The 13,985-nt window shown below is 53.9% G+C and carries 11 protein-coding genes; 3 read left to right on the top strand and 8 right to left on the bottom strand.

The window, feature by feature from the left end:
- Positions 1–33: 33 nt before the first annotated feature.
- From IBX50_RS03735 to IBX50_RS03715, 5 genes are all read right to left on the bottom strand, one after another.
- Entirely contained in the window at positions 34–2,859 is a 2,826-nt protein-coding gene (locus tag IBX50_RS03735; protein ID WP_292253398.1) for an FAD-binding and (Fe-S)-binding domain-containing protein, read from the bottom strand.
- 179 nt (positions 2,860–3,038) lie between these two features.
- A complete protein-coding gene (locus IBX50_RS03730; RefSeq protein WP_292253396.1) occupies positions 3,039–4,733 on the bottom strand; it encodes an L-lactate permease in 1,695 nt (564 codons plus the stop codon).
- Between the two features lie 322 nt (positions 4,734–5,055).
- A complete protein-coding gene (locus tag IBX50_RS03725) occupies positions 5,056–5,715 on the bottom strand; it encodes a lactate utilization protein (protein ID WP_292253394.1) in 660 nt (219 codons plus the stop codon).
- Positions 5,712–7,166 carry a LutB/LldF family L-lactate oxidation iron-sulfur protein gene (locus IBX50_RS03720; protein WP_292253392.1) on the bottom strand — a complete coding sequence of 485 codons (1,455 nt, stop codon included), beginning with the start codon at positions 7,164–7,166 and terminating at the stop codon, positions 5,712–5,714. The genes IBX50_RS03725 and IBX50_RS03720 overlap by 4 nt, the downstream gene beginning before the upstream one ends.
- Positions 7,163–7,954 (bottom strand): (Fe-S)-binding protein, encoded by a 792-nt coding sequence (locus IBX50_RS03715; protein ID WP_292253390.1) that lies wholly within the window; start codon positions 7,952–7,954, stop codon positions 7,163–7,165. The genes IBX50_RS03720 and IBX50_RS03715 overlap by 4 nt, the downstream gene beginning before the upstream one ends.
- Positions 7,955–8,267: 313 nt before the next feature.
- On the opposite strand from IBX50_RS03715, the gene IBX50_RS03710 reads away from it, so the two are divergent.
- From IBX50_RS03710 to IBX50_RS03700, 3 genes are read left to right on the top strand one after another with little or no spacing between them, the layout of a single operon-like run.
- Entirely contained in the window at positions 8,268–9,029 is a 762-nt protein-coding gene (locus IBX50_RS03710; protein ID WP_292253388.1) for an FCD domain-containing protein, read from the top strand.
- Between the two features lie 3 nt (positions 9,030–9,032).
- Positions 9,033–10,925: an ATP-binding protein gene (locus IBX50_RS03705; RefSeq protein ID WP_292253386.1), complete on the top strand. Its 1,893-nt coding sequence runs from the start codon at positions 9,033–9,035 to the stop codon at positions 10,923–10,925.
- The gene (locus tag IBX50_RS03700; RefSeq protein WP_292253383.1) at positions 10,918–12,285 is read left to right on the top strand and encodes a sigma-54 dependent transcriptional regulator; all 1,368 of its coding nucleotides are present in this window, start codon (positions 10,918–10,920) and stop codon (positions 12,283–12,285) included. Before IBX50_RS03705 ends, IBX50_RS03700 begins: the two co-directional genes overlap by 8 nt.
- Before the next feature lie 8 nt (positions 12,286–12,293).
- On the opposite strand, the gene ybaK is transcribed toward IBX50_RS03700, so the two are convergent.
- From ybaK to IBX50_RS03685, 3 genes are all read right to left on the bottom strand, one after another.
- The gene (gene ybaK, locus IBX50_RS03695; protein WP_292253382.1) at positions 12,294–12,761 is read right to left on the bottom strand and encodes a Cys-tRNA(Pro) deacylase; all 468 of its coding nucleotides are present in this window, start codon (positions 12,759–12,761) and stop codon (positions 12,294–12,296) included.
- Positions 12,758–13,654: a hypothetical protein gene (locus tag IBX50_RS03690; protein ID WP_292253380.1), complete on the bottom strand. Its 897-nt coding sequence runs from the start codon at positions 13,652–13,654 to the stop codon at positions 12,758–12,760. The genes ybaK and IBX50_RS03690 overlap by 4 nt, the downstream gene beginning before the upstream one ends.
- Positions 13,651–13,985: hypothetical protein (locus tag IBX50_RS03685; RefSeq protein ID WP_292253379.1), on the bottom strand; the 335-nt coding region annotated here is incomplete at its 5' end. The genes IBX50_RS03690 and IBX50_RS03685, both read right to left, overlap by 4 nt.

Raw genomic sequence — 13,985 nt, 5'->3', positions numbered from 1 at the left:
CATTGCAAAATAGACTGTATAAAATGCTTCATTCTACCCGCTAACCTCATCCACCAGATACAGGATCGACTGGTAGTGGATTCCGGCATGTTCTGTCAGGCCGATTTCGCAGGTGCGGCTGTTGGAGTATCCCGCTTCACAACCAGCCACTTCTTTGGCTAGATCCTGCAAGGCTGAGGCATTGAGTTCCGGTTGCTGAAATCCGCGATCTCCGGCAAAGCCACAGCAGGTCACCGATTCCGGCAACACCACTTCTTCCACACAGGCGCGTGCCAGTTGTACCAACAGGTCACCCTTGCCGCGCCGGGTGGTGGAGCAGGTAACATGCACCGCCACCTTGCCGGGTTTACGGCGGATGTTCAGTTTCGGCAGCACTTCTGTAGCAACAAACTCGCTGGCTTCCAGCAGTTGCAGCTGTTTTAAACCCCCTTCATTTAAGCGCAGGTTGCAGGGGCTGGTATCTGCAATCACCGGCCAGCGGCCTTGTTCAGAGGCTTCCATCAAAGCGGCCAGCAGTTCACCCTGTTTTTGATCCGCCACTTCAAACAAGCCCTTGGAGTAAAACGGCATACCACAACACAGGCTGTTGATGCTTTCGGGGATAATGACCCGATATCCGGCCTTGTGCAGCAGGTTAAGGGTGACTTCACTGAGTGAAGCCTGTTCACCCGCATGAACATCATTACCCAGCACGCGACTGGCACAAGACGGCCAGTAAACCACTGCCGGTGCATTGGCATTCGTGGGTGGTGGGGTGGTCGGTCGGATTTTGTCCAGTGGACGGGCAGCCTTGGGCAAGCTGGGTATCCAGTGTCCTACGGCATCGACACCCAGTTTACGCAGGGTATTCATACTGGCTTTCATGCCCGCATCACCCATCACCTTGCGACCGATGCCTGCCAGTTGCAGGCCGGTACGCGCCATACGGGTGACCCCATCAAAATGGCTGGCAATCCATTCGGCTTTGTTCTGGTGTTTGAGGTTCTGCTCACGGCGGATGCCACGCACCAGATCCCCAGTGTTAATACCCACCGGACACTGGGTGGAACACAGGCCATCTGCGGCACAGGTATCCAGCCCCTGATATTGATAGGCTTCGGTCAGCGCATCAATGCCTGCCGGATCTTCCCCTGCCTGACGGCGGCGTTGTAACTCCCGCCAGATCACTATCCGCTGACGTGGGGTCAGAGTCAGTCTGCGCGACGGGCAGACTGCTTCACAGAAACCACATTCAATACACTTGTCGACCAGCGGATCAGCTTCCGGCAGGGGTTTGAGGTTTTGCAGGTGAATACTGGGATCATCTGAAAGAATTACATCCGGGTTCAGCAGGTTGGCCGGATCAAACAGCCGCTTGATGTTTTTCATCAGGGCGTAGGCATCACTGCCCCACTCCAGCTCGACATAAGGTGCCATGTTGCGCCCGGTGCCGTGTTCGGCTTTTAACGAACCACCGTATTTCACCGCCACCAGTTGTGCCACTTCATCCATCAGCGCTTCATACCGCTGTACTTCTGCCGGATCATCAAAACCTTGGGTGAACACAAAATGCAGGTTGCCTTCCAGCGCATGACCAAACAGGATGGCTTCGTCGTAACGGTATTTCTTGAACAATGCCTGCAGCTCAGCCACCCCTTCCGCCAGTCGCTCCAGCGGGAAGGCCACGTCTTCAATGATCACCGTGGTGCCAATCACCCGCTCGGCACCCACTGCCGGAAAAGTGCCTTTGCGGATTTTCCAGTAGAGTTCATAAGTCTTGATATCCGTGGTGAACTCCACCGGCAGCAATGTGATCATGCCTGCCAGTGCTGCCGTAACCGCCATGATGTTTGCATCCAGATGAGTGGCATCACTGCCGCGCACATCCACCAGCAGGGCTGCGGCATCATCCGGCAGGGCTTTCAGGTTATCCGGCATACCGGGCATACCCTGCACCGCACGTAATGCCGCCCGATCCAGCAACTCCACCGCTGCCACGGGTGTGGGTTTCATCACTGTAGTGGCACGACAGGCCGCAGCCATATCGGGAAAATAAATCAGCGCCGCTGCTTTGTGCGGGTAATCCGGCACCGTGTGGTAGGTGATCTCACTGATAAAACCGAGCGTGCCTTCGGAGCCGATCAGCAGGTGTTTAAGGATTTCCAGCGGATCTTCAAAATCCACCAGTGCATTCAGGCTGTAACCTGTGGTGTTCTTCAGCCGGTATTTATGGCGGATTTTTTCTGCCAGTGCGGTATTGGCACGGGTCTGCTCACCCAGCTCGGCCAGTCGCCGCAGCAAAAAACCATGGCTGCTGTTAAAAGCCTGCACTGAGGCGGGATCAGCCGTATCCAGCAGTGCGCCATCAGCAAAAATCACCCGCAGGTCTTTTAAGGTGTTGTATGAATTCTGTGCCGTACCACAACACATGCCCGAGGCATTGTTGGCGGCAATACCCCCGATCATGCAGGCATTGATCGACGCCGGGTCTGGCCCGATCTTGCGTTGTAGTGAGGCGAGGTATTTATTGGCCTGAGCACCAATCACACCGGGTTTAAGGCGGATGGCCTGGCCGTTATCAAGGATTTCATGGTCTTTCCAGCCATTGCCCAGCTGCATCAGCACCGAATCTGTCACTGCCTGACCCGACAGCGACGTACCCGCTGCCCGAAAGGTAATCGGCAAACCGCGATCAGCGCAAGCCAGCAATAACTGCTGCACCTCCTGCTCCGACTCCACCCGCACCACCAGCTCGGGAATCAACCGGTAAAAACTGGCATCCGTACCATAAGCCAAACGGCGTAGCTCATCACGGATCAGACGGTCATCTGGGACAAAGGCAGAAAGGGCTGAATGCAGTTCGGAATAAGCAGAAGACATGGCGCATTACCTTGAAAAATAAAAAGTGGTGGCGCTAACCTGGTGCAGGTCACGACAAGGTTGGTTGGCAAGAGCGAGACAGGGAGTCGAGCGCAGGTGTGCATTCAGGACAGAATGCCCACCTGATAAGCCAACCACCTTGTAACAGTGACCTGCAAGGCAGCAACAAAAACAAAGCGTTACATCAGGCCGTCTGTCACGCCCAGCCCGTATACAGCAATCAGCGCCAGCAGACCGGCAAAGACCAGGTAATAAATGGTCGGGATGATGGTCATACGCAGGGTGCGACCTTCTCGACCCAGCAGGCCAACTGTGGCAGAAGCCGCCACCACGTTGTGAATGGCAATCATGTTACCGGCTGCAGCACCCACCGCTTGCATCGCTACCAGCAAGGCACTGGATACACCCAGCAACTCACCCACACTGAACTGGAACTGCGCCAGCATCAGGTTGGATACGGTGTTGGAACCCGCAATAAAGGCACCAATAGCACCAACGGCAGGTGCAAAGAAGGGATAAACACCACCCACCGAATCAGCCACCAACTGCGCCATGGCAATGGGCATCGACGGCATATCCGCAGCATTGACACCGGAATTGATCAGAATCCGCACCATCGGGATGGTGAAAATCAGTACAAAACCAGCACCCAGCAGGGTACGCGAGGATTCACTCAGCGCGGCCTTCATTTCATTAAACTTCATGCGGTGCAGGAAGTAGGTCAGAATCACCACCATCACCATAATGCCACCCGGCAGGTAGAGCGGCTGAATGCTGCCGGATACACCAGCCTCACCCAGAATGTTACTCCAGCCAAAGCTGAGGAAACTGGTGAAGAAAGACTTCACTTCCGGCACTACACGGGATACCACAAGAATCACCGCCAGCAGCAGGTAGGGCAGCCAGGCCAGTACACCTTTCATCGGCACTTTGCCTGCTAGATTTTCGAGTTTGATTTCGATGTTGCCCATCCACTCACTCGGCCAGTCTTTTGCATCAGCAAAATCCCATTGCTCTTTTGGCAGCAGGAAACCGGCTTTAGCAGCGGGTACTACAATCGCCAGACCGACCAGTGCACCAATCATGGAGGGGAATTCCGGGCCGAGGAATACACCAGCAGCCGCATAGGGCAGTACAAAGGCCAGACCGGCAAAAATGGCAAAGGGAGCAACGGCCAGACCTTCGGCCCAGGATTTGTTCTTGCCGAAAAAACGAGTCAGCATGGCACACATGAACAAGGGCATCAGCACACCCACAATGGCGTGAGTGATGGCAACCTGTGAAGTGATCAGCTGATAAAAGACTTCCCAGCTGGACTGGTTCGCCAGCAGCTGTTCAGTAATGCCGCTCCTGTCCAGTCCACCCGTGACACCCACTACAATGGGTGTACCCACGGCACCAAAAGAAACCGGGGTGGACTGGATCATCATACCAATCATCACCGCACCCAGTGCCGGGAAGCCCAGCGCCACCAGCAGTGGAGCGGCGACCGCAGCTGGTGTACCAAAACCGGATGCACCTTCAATAAAACAACCAAATAGCCAGGCCACAATCACGGCCTGAACGCGGCGATCCGGAGAGATGTTGGAGAAACCACCACGAATGGCGGTGATGGCACCGGAATGTTTCAGGGTGTTGAGCAGAAGAATCGCGCCAAAAATGATCCACAGGATACCGCCGGTCAGAACCAGACCTTGCAGACTGGACGCCACCACGCGGGTAAAGGACATTTCCCAGGCAAACAGGCCAATCAATGCGGTTACCAGAAAAATCACCGGCATGGCGATACGGGCAGGCCAGTTCAGCCCCACCAGTAGTACACCAGCCAGCACCAGTGGCGCAAAGGCCAGCAGGGACAGGAGTGTTTCGGACATGTTATATTTCCTTTCGCTTAATAGCTCTTGTTGTCGTTATTGACAGCGACCCCTGTTTGACGAGCCGCTAAACTCCGCCAGCAGGGGTTACTTTTTTCGGGGCTTTGCCCTCTTTTTTTCTTCCGCCTGAATTCAGACAGAAAGAATCTTCTTCGATACCACCCAACGCTGCACATGGCCAACTGACCGGACAGGGTCGGCATCAGATCCGGCTGTCTGCAACAGGATGTTGCAGCCAGAGCTTACATGGATGTATTCACGCGTCCGGAGGTGATGCCACCCTGAACGGTTCTCCATCACACTCGGCAAGCTTGAACATTCATCACTCCAACACCAATACCACCAGCTCTTTTGGGCCATGCACCCCATAAGCCAGGGTCTGTTCGATATCCGCTGTTTTGGATGGGCCGGAGATCAGCAGTGCATTGGTCGGCATGCCCTGTGTTGCCCAGCCCTGTTCACCTATCGCTTCAACAAAGGTGCTGTAGATCTGGTCGGCTTTCAGCAATACAAAGTGGATCGGTGGTACCAGGCTCATCAGGCGGGGTTCGTCTTCATCCGGCCAGAGGATCAACGAGCCGGTTTCAGCAATGGCACCCCGGCAGCTGGTGATGGCTGCATCCACCTGATTAAACAGCTGTTCTTTCCAGTCTTCGATGCTGCGGTCATAAGCCAGCAATTCCGGTAAGTCTTCGTGCCACTGTTCACGCAGTTCCAGCCCATGCGCCTTAACATCACTGACCAGCAGGTTGCCGATTTTCTTTTCCGCCAGCAAGCGGATCAGTTCGGGAATCCAGCGGTCAGCCGCAACACGATGCACTTCACCGTGGACGGATTCAATTTTCTGCTGGAACAGGTCGAGTTTTTCGGCCGCATTCCAGTTGCGCTCACGCACCACAGCAAAATCACTGGCCGGCACGTCAAAACCTTCTTGCCGACCTTCGCGCAGACGCTGGAGGATGTTCTGTCTTGCCTGATTCATGCCTGCGACTCCTTTTTACTGGCCTTGCCTGTAACATTCCGCTCCTGCATTAACTGGTGCAGGGTTTTTGCTGCCGGTTTCGGGGCACTGCGGTAATCCGTCCAGGCACCGAGTTTGTTTGGCATCAAGCCACGCAGGCGACCCATCATCCGACCAGCAAAACGGTACAGGCCGGGGCTAGCATGCATACGTGTCCAGCCAGTCCAGGCCAGATTTTCCAGCCAGTTGCGTTTCACACCATGCCCGGTCACACGGGATGGACGCAGGCTGTCACCATCCACTGCTTCTTGCCGCAGGCGCTGCAAGAGTTTTGGAATCGGAATTTTAACCGGGCAGACTTCACCACAGGCACCACACAAGGTAGAGGCAGAAGGCAGGTCGCGGGTGTCTTCCAGCCCCAGCATGTGAGGCATCAGGATTTTGCCAATCGGGCCGGGGTAGGTGGTGCCATAAGCATGACCACCCACACGGGTGTAAACAGGACAGTGGTTCATACAGGCACCACAACGGATACAACGCAGGGTATCCAGCAGCTCCTGATCCTGATAAATCTTTGAGCGACCGGAATCCACCAGCACCAGATGCACGGCTTCCGGGCCATCTTTTTCACCCGTCTTGCGGGGTGAAGAAATCATGTTGAAATAGGTGGTGATGTGCTGGCCGGTGGCAGAACGAGTCAACAGCGCCAGCAGAGGTGTCACGTCTTCAAGTTTTTCCACCACCTTTTCGATGCCGGTCACAGCAATATGGCAAGGCGGTGCGGTGGTGGTCAAGCGACCATTACCTTCGTTTTCTACCAGGCACAGGGTGCCGGTTTCCGCCACGGCAAAGTTGACACCGGAGATGCCAACATCCGCCTGCATGAATTTTTCACGCAGCTGCTGGCGGGCACTGGCGGTCAGGTAATCCACATCATGGGAACGCCGAGTGCCGGTTTTTTCATGCATCAATTCGGAGATTTCATCGGTGTTCTTGTGAATCGCTGGCATGATGATGTGGGACGGGGTTTCTTCAGCCAGTTGTACGATGTATTCACCCAGATCCGATTCCAGCGCTTCGATTCCGGCTTCTTCAAGGAAATGGTTCAGTTCCATTTCTTCGGTCACCATCGACTTGCCCTTGATGACACTTTTGGCACCCCGTGCCTGGCAGATGTCACGGATGATTTCACAGGCCTGTTCACCAGTTTCTGCCCAGTGCACCTGAATGCCCTGCTGCAGCAGATTTTTTTCCAGCTGCTCCAGTAACTCTGGCAGGCGTGACAGCGCACGTAAACGCACCGCTGCACCCAAGTCACGCAAGGCTTCCAGATCCCAGTCAGCAAAAGCGGCTGTGCGTTTGGTCATCAGACCATCCATCGCCTTGCGGAAGTTGCTGCGAATCTGCGGGTTTTTTAATGCCGCCTGTACACGGGGATGGAATTCACGCACCTGAATTGGCTGGGCAGTCATGCTGCATCTCCATTTTGTGCTTGATCTTTTGCCTGCAGCCGCTCCCACAAAAAGCTGACGATGTGCTGACCTTTTAACGGCAAACCCTGCTTTTCAGCATAACCGGCAATGTTCATCATGCAACCACAGTCGGTGGTAACAAACTGTTCAGCACCGGCATCCACCAGCGCCTGGGCTTTATCCTGCACCATGGCAGCGGAAATCTCGGGATGACGTACAGCAAAGGTGCCACCAAAACCACAGCACTCCGCCGGACGCGCCTGCTCCACCAGCTCTACCTGTGCCAGTTGCCCCAGCAGTTTCGGGCCAACTTCGGCCACACCCATTTCACGGCGGGCAGAACAGGAGGTGTGCATGGCGACTTTTACAGGCTGCCCCTGATCTTGCAGCTTGATCTGGCACACCTGCAGCAGAAAATCGGTCAGCTCCCAGGTGCGTGAGGCAATGGCTTCAGCGCATGCTTGCTGGGGTGTACCGGCAAAAAGTTCAGGGTAGTGTTTACGCATCATGCCGCTACAGGAACCGGACGGCACCACAATGGGGTAGTCTTCTGGGAACAGCTCCAGCTGCGGCAGAATCACTTCCCGCGCCTGATCGTTATAACCGGATGAATAAGCAGGCTGACCGCAGCAAGTCTGGTTCTGCGGGAAAATCACTTCAATGCCTTCACGCTCCAGCAACTGCACACCGGCCAGCCCGGCATCCGGGAAAAACAGATCCACCAAACAGGTGGCATAGAAGTACACTTTTTCCGGTTTGCTCGGGTAAACTTTTACAGTGTCACTCATCATTTACACCTGTCGAATATTGGATGCAGGCTTACTTGTTTTTAAAATGGTCTTACCAATTGACAAGCCAGGATTGACTAATCCTAGGTAGTGATCAGCAGCCTGTCAAACAGGTATTGGCACTCTCTAGACTTTTGTCTAAACCCTGCAAAACTAGCTCTGCAGTGCAGCATTCAAGGCAAAATTCAGCTAACTCCTTGCAAGAAAACACTTTTCAGATGCGCAACCACACAAGTGCCAGTCACCAGGTCTTTACTGGTAAGACCAATTTAAATAAGATGGCAACAACCACTTTTGACAGGAGTCGAGAAGGATGAGTTATACCCGTGTCGAAACGCGGCGCATTTCTGATGTGATCATGCAGCAACTGGAAAGCATGATTCTTGAAGGCAGCTTTAAACCCGGCCAGAAACTTCCGCCGGAACGCGAACTGGCAACCCAGTTTGGTGTATCCCGCCCTTCTTTGCGTGAAGCCATCCAGAAGCTGGCGGCTCGCGGGTTGCTGAGCAGTCGTCAGGGTGGCGGCACCTATATCAGTGAGCAGGTGGGTTCATCCTTCAGTGACCCGCTGATGCAGCTACTGGGTGGACATGCCGAGTTTCATTATGATCTGCTGGAGTTTCGTCATGCGCTGGAAGGCTTGTCGGCTTATTATGCTGCCCTGCGCTCCACTCCAGCCGATAAGCAGTTATTACAGAAAAGATTTGAAGAGCTGACTTCCACCTACGACGCCATGGATCCGGTTAAAGAAGCAGAAGCCGATGCCGCTTTTCATCTGGCGATTGCTGAAGCGGCTCATAACGTGGTGCTGTTACACACCATGCGTGGCCTGTTTAATCTGCTGGAAAAAAGCATTGTGGATAACCTATCCAGCCTGTTTGAACGCAAGGATTCCCGCCCGATCCTTTACCGTCAGCACAAAGAACTTTTGGATGCCATTCTGGCCGGTGATCCTGAAGGAGCCCAGACCAAATCCCACGAGCATCTGGTTTATGTTGAGGACGGCCTGCTGGAGTTATCCAAGCAGGAAACGCGTATCCAACGTGCGTTACGCCGTGTTCAGGCTGCTGTTTAAGTTATGCCGTTCATTAAAAAATGGTTGCCCAGTGCGCTGTTTACCCTGATTGCCACACTGGTGTTGTGGCAAAGCGGTCAACTGACCTGGGATCGTGAACTGCAGCGCCTGGAAAACCAGGCCACCAATGAATTATTGCTGCATGTCACCAGCCTGCGCGGCAAGCTGGAAAAATACGAATACCTGCCACAACTACTGACCACCCAGGAAGATTTAAGCCTGTATCTGCGCCCGGATACCACCCAGGATGAATTACAACAGCTGAACATTTTGCTGGATAGCTACCGGGTCATTGCTGATGTTTCCGACATTTACCTGATGAACCATGAGGGGCGTACACTGGCTGCCAGCAACTGGTGGCGACCCGACAGCTTTATTGGTCAGAACTTTGCCTTTCGTCCCTACTTTCAGATGGCCATGCAAGGACAACAAGGGCGTTTTTTTGGTCTGGGCACCACCTCCGGTGCGCGGGGTTATTATTACTCCTGGCCGGTCACCTTCAAAGATGAGGTGCAGGGTGCGCTGGTGGTAAAAATTGAAATCCACGCCATCGAGCAACCCTGGCGCGACCCAACGGGTGAACTGCTGGTGACTGATCCCGACGGAGTGATTTTTATCAGCTCCCGACCAGAATGGCGTTTATCGACCATCACCGAGTTACCCAGCGAAACCCTGTTACATATTAACGATTCACTGCGTTATGCCGGACGGATTCTGCGTCCGCTGCCGGTGATAGAGCGCCATCCGCTGGGTGAGCAGGCAGAAGCTTTAACCATCCGGATGCATAACAATCAGGCACGGGATTATTTATTGCTGAGTCAGGATATGCCGGAGGCTGGCTGGCAGGTATTGATGATTAAAGAACTGAATACCGTACGTCATCAGGTGTTGATTGTTTCATTGTTATCCGGCTCGGCACTGGTGCTGCTGACACTGGTTGGGTTATATCTTTACCAGCGCCGCCGCAGCATGAAAGAACACGAGGAGTGGAAAGAACAGGCTCACCGTGTATTGCAACAGGCCCATGATGAACTGGAAAACCGGGTAGCCACACGTACCGCTGATCTGTCTGCCAGTAACCAACGCCTGCTGGAAGAAATCCAGCAGCATGAACGCACCGAATCAGCCCTGCGCAACACTCAAAAAGAGCTGGTACAAACAGCCAAGCTGGCCGTGCTGGGGCAATTATCAGCCAGTATTAATCACGAACTTAACCAACCACTGGCGGCACTGCGCAGTTATGCCGAAAATGCCCGTACTTTTTTATCCCGCAACCAGCCAGAAACCGCAGACTCCAATCTTGAGCAGATCCTGCAACTAACCGAACGCATGGCCGAAATCAGCACCCAGTTAAAAATGTTTTCCCGTAAAAGTGGTGAACAACGGGTGCCTGTTTCTGTACAAGCTGCGTTTGATTACGCCCTGAAACTCTACTGGAACCAGTTCCAGCAACAGGGCATTGAAGTAATCCGCCACTTCCCAGAGCAGGAAGTTTTTGTGCTGGCCGATATGGTACGACTGGAGCAGGTGTTGGTGAATCTGTTATCCAACGCCCTGCACGCATTAAAAAATGCCCCGCTACGTCAGATTCATCTACGTGCCGATTATGAAGTGGATGGCACCCGTGACTGGGTCAGAATCCAGGTGCTCGATACCGGTTGTGGTATCCCGGCAAATCAACTGGAAGAAATTTTTGATCCCTTCTTCACCAGCAAAGACCCCGGCCAGGGATTGGGACTGGGGTTATCCATCTCCAGTCGTATTGTCCAGGATCTGAACGGGCGACTGGAAGCCAGTAATCAACAGCAACCCCACTGCACCGGGGCTGTATTAACTCTTTATCTTCCGGCCAGTTACCCGGAACAATCCCCCACATCCGGTGAACCCCATGTCTGAATCCCTGCTTCCGGTCATTATTATTGATGACGAAAAACACCTGCGCATCAGTCTGGGGCAAACCTTGGAGCTGGCCGGTTATCAGGTACAGAGTTTTGAAAGTGCGGAGCAAGCATTAAAAGCCCTTAGCCCGGAATGGCCGGGGGTGGTGGTGTCTGATATTCGTATGCCCGGTATGGATGGTATGGCTTTTTTGCAACAAGCACGCACGCTGGATACAGACCTGCCAGTGATTCTGATTACCGGGCACGGTGATATTTCCACGGCGGTGGCAGCCATGCGCCAGGGCGCTTATGATTTTCTGGAAAAACCCTTTCACAACGAGGTGTTACTGGATGTGGTGGCACGGGCGCTGGACAAACGCCGCCTGACGCTGGAAAACCGTTGCCTGAAAGAAGAGTTGGCTCGTGCCACCACACCCGGCCCAAGAGTATTAGGCCGCACCCAGCCGATGCAACAACTGATGTCGGTTGCCAACCAGATTTCCCGCGTGGAAACCGACCTGTTGTTATGGGGTGAAACCGGTTCCGGTAAAGACATGCTGGCTCGTTATATTCACGAACAGAGCAAACGTGCCGGCAAGAACTTTGTGGCCATCAACTGTGGTGCGGTGCCGGAAAGCATCATTGAATCGGAGCTTTTTGGGCACGAACCGGGTGCTTTCACTGGTGCCAACAAACGCCGGGTGGGTAAGTTTGAACATGCCAATGGTGGCACGGTGTTTCTGGATGAAATTGAATCCATGCCGTTAAATCTGCAGGTCAAACTGCTGCGAGTCTTGCAGGAACGCCAGCTCGAACGCCTGGGTTCCAACACGCCGGTCAGTCTGGATATCCGCGTGATTGCCGCCACCAAAACCGACCTGAAACAAGCCTCGGCTGATGGTCAGTTCCGTGAGGATTTGTATTACCGGCTGAATGTAGTCACGCTGGAAATCCCACCGCTACGGGATCGCCGTGAAGACATTCCATTGTTGTTCCAGCACTTTGCCATTGTTGCTGCTACCCGCTCCGGGCTGGAAGCCCCTTCACCCAGTCCTTTGCAGTTATCCCTGCTGATGGGGCACGACTGGCCGGGCAATGTACGAGAGCTGCGTAATCTGGCTGAGCGTTATGTACTGCTGGGAGCCACCTGTGACTACAATCTGGAACAGCTGATGTTTGGCAGCAGCAGCAAGCAGCCGCTGACACTGCCGGAACAGGTGGAAATGTTTGAAAAAAGCCTGATTGAACAAGCACTGGCACGTAACAAGGGTTCCATCAAAAACACCTTGGAAGACTTAAGCCTGCCGCGCAAAACCCTCTACGACAAGCTGAAAAAATACGGCCTGTCGCGTGAAGATTTTCTGGCAGAAGACTAATCAGAGACTCAGTCGGTTAGATCGGCAAAGGCCGCTTGTGTCAGCCGCTGTAAATCCTGCGGTGTCAGACTGATTTCCAGTCCGCGTTTACCGGCACTGACATAAACCTGCTGCTGTACTTCGGCACTGGCATCAATGTAGGTTGCCAGACGCTTTTTCTGACCCAGCGGACTGACACCACCCAGCACATAACCGGTGGTGCGCTCCACCCGCGCTGGATCAGCCATCACGGCTTTTTTGGCACCGGCAGCACGCGCCAGCTTTTTCAGGCTTAACTGGTGACTGACCGGCAACACCGCCACCACCAGGCTCTTGCCATCCACCTCCGCCACCAGGGTTTTAAAAACCTGTTCAGCAGGTACACCCAGCTTTTCTGCCGCCTCCAGACCATAAGAAGCCGCTGCCGGATCATGGCTGTATTCATGCGCCTGATGAATGATCTTCTGCTGGCAAGCCAGCTTGATGGCGGGTGTCATCGTGTTAATTCACCTTGAGGACTAATTTGAGGCTCAATATCGTCCGAGGTGTCAAACAAGGCTCTGGCTGCCTTGACCAGCTCAACATCTGATGATTGGAAATGTACCAGCAGCGCATAAAGGTTTTGCTCTCCATCCTCAACCAGTAATACCTGATCCAGTATGGGTTGCTGTGGATTGTAAACGCGCAGATTGATTTCCGGCTGCTCCTGCTGCAACTCGGCAAACTCCAGCTGTGCTTGTTGCCACAGCGCCTCCGGGTTGGCAGCTATTCCCAGTAAAGGCAGCAAAAATTCGTTTTTTCTTTCAGGTTCAAAAACACTGCCCCGCTGGATAAAAACCCTGGCCGCACGCTCTTCATTCCACCTGGCTTTTTTTGCAGCCAGAGTCTGTGGTTCAGCAGGCTTTTTTTCGGGTTGATAAATTTTTTCAGGAATACGTCCACTGACACCACCACCTGGCTGCCCATCAGAACCAACACGCTGGTCATAAAACTCGATATCCAGCCAGGGCGGCGGAGATCGCAGGGAAGCCAGCGCAGCGGCATCAAACAGATTGATCAGCGTATCCGTATCAGGGTATCCCGGAAGCTGAAAATTGCCGAACACCTGCCGAATCAGCTGATGGGCTGAATCCTGACGTGATTGCCCCAGCAGGTGTCGTATTTCATCACGACTGATCACACGGCCATTACGTCGATCTGTGATGTTTACGCCCAGATGCTGTAGCGGCACACGCATGTGCGTCAGCACCGCCTGATCAAAAATTTCGTCTGGAGTTGCGCCACTTGCCAGCAGGGGTACCAGATCCTGCAAGGTTGGAGGCTGCTGTGCCTGAAGGGTTGACGCATGGCTCAGCAGCAGCAATAAAAACAGACTGGAAAACCACTTCATCGTCTGTACCTCCGGGAATCATCAGGACCGGGGAAACTGCAGGAGAGTGTTCCATCGACCAGATCAGGAACCTGAATACGACCGGAATGCCCACGGTTATAATCTCGATCCGTACCAGCCAGCACCGCACAGTCTCGGTCATACCAGCGACAGACCTTGACCACCATGCCATCAAATCCCATATGCAGACTGACACTGCGACTCGGACGCCCCTCTTGTGCCACACTGACCTGACGCCGGTCTTCACTGCGATGTATTGCAACCGCCATAGGCTGCGCAGGATGCCATTCATTACGCGCAAAACGAGCACGAGCATTAGTCAGGGTACACT

This window comes from Marinospirillum sp. (assembly GCF_014859565.1).
Note: the sequence above shows the minus strand (reverse complement) of the source record. Positions and strands in the feature narration are given on the sequence as shown.